The sequence below is a fragment of the Streptomyces sp. NPDC104106 genome (assembly GCF_055584345.1).
The window spans coordinates 3,846-5,236 of the sequence record NZ_JBVJMF010000049.1 but is presented as its reverse complement, the minus strand read 5'-3'; the positions used below and the strand labels follow the sequence as shown (position 1 = coordinate 5,236).

Genomic DNA, 1,391 nt, shown 5'->3' with positions numbered 1-1,391 from the left:
AACACAGTGGACGCGAGCAACTGAGGACAAGCCCTCGGCCTATTAGTACCGGTCACCTCCACACGTTACCGTGCTTCCAGATCCGGCCTATCAACCCAGTCGTCTACTGGGAGCCTTACCCCATCAAGTGGGTGGGAGTCCTCATCTCGAAGCAGGCTTCCCGCTTAGATGCTTTCAGCGGTTATCCCTCCCGAACGTAGCCAACCAGCCATGCCCTTGGCAGAACAACTGGCACACCAGAGGTTCGTCCGTCCCGGTCCTCTCGTACTAGGGACAGCCCTTCTCAAGACTCCTACGCGCACAGCGGATAGGGACCGAACTGTCTCACGACGTTCTAAACCCAGCTCGCGTACCGCTTTAATGGGCGAACAGCCCAACCCTTGGGACCGACTCCAGCCCCAGGATGCGACGAGCCGACATCGAGGTGCCAAACCATCCCGTCGATATGGACTCTTGGGGAAGATCAGCCTGTTATCCCCGGGGTACCTTTTATCCGTTGAGCGACGGCGCTTCCACAAGCCACCGCCGGATCACTAGTCCCGACTTTCGTCCCTGCTCGACCCGTCGGTCTCACAGTCAAGCTCCCTTGTGCACTTACACTCAACACCTGATTGCCAACCAGGCTGAGGGAACCTTTGGGCGCCTCCGTTACCCTTTAGGAGGCAACCGCCCCAGTTAAACTACCCATCAGACACTGTCCCTGATCCGGATCACGGACCCAGGTTAGACATCCAGCACGACCAGACTGGTATTTCAACGACGACTCCACACACACTGGCGTGCATGCTTCAAAGTCTCCCAGCTATCCTACACAAGCCGAACCGAACACCAATATCAAACTGTAGTAAAGGTCCCGGGGTCTTTCCGTCCTGCTGCGCGAAACGAGCATCTTTACTCGTAGTGCAATTTCACCGGGCCTATGGTTGAGACAGTCGAGAAGTCGTTACGCCATTCGTGCAGGTCGGAACTTACCCGACAAGGAATTTCGCTACCTTAGGATGGTTATAGTTACCACCGCCGTTTACTGGCGCTTAAGTTCTCAGCTTCGCCCACCCGAAAGTGAGCTAACCGGTCCCCTTAACGTTCCAGCACCGGGCAGGCGTCAGTCCGTATACATCGCCTTACGGCTTCGCACGGACCTGTGTTTTTAGTAAACAGTCGCTTCTCGCTGGTCTCTGCGGCCACCCCCAGCTCGAGGAGCAAGTCCTCTCACCAGAGCTGGCCCCCCTTCTCCCGAAGTTACGGGGGCATTTTGCCGAGTTCCTTAACCATAGTTCACCCGAACGCCTCGGTATTCTCTACCTGACCACCTGAGTCGGTTTAGGGTACGGGCCGCCATGAAACTCGCTAGAGGCTTTTCTCGACAGCATAGGATCATCCACTTCACCACA

At 56.4% G+C, this 1,391-nt stretch carries 1 rRNA gene (only partly in view); it reads right to left on the bottom strand.

The window, feature by feature from the left end:
• Positions 1 to 22 precede the first annotated feature (22 nt).
• Positions 23 to 1,391 (bottom strand): 23S ribosomal RNA (locus ACZ60X_RS43695) (it continues 1,815 nt past the right edge of the window).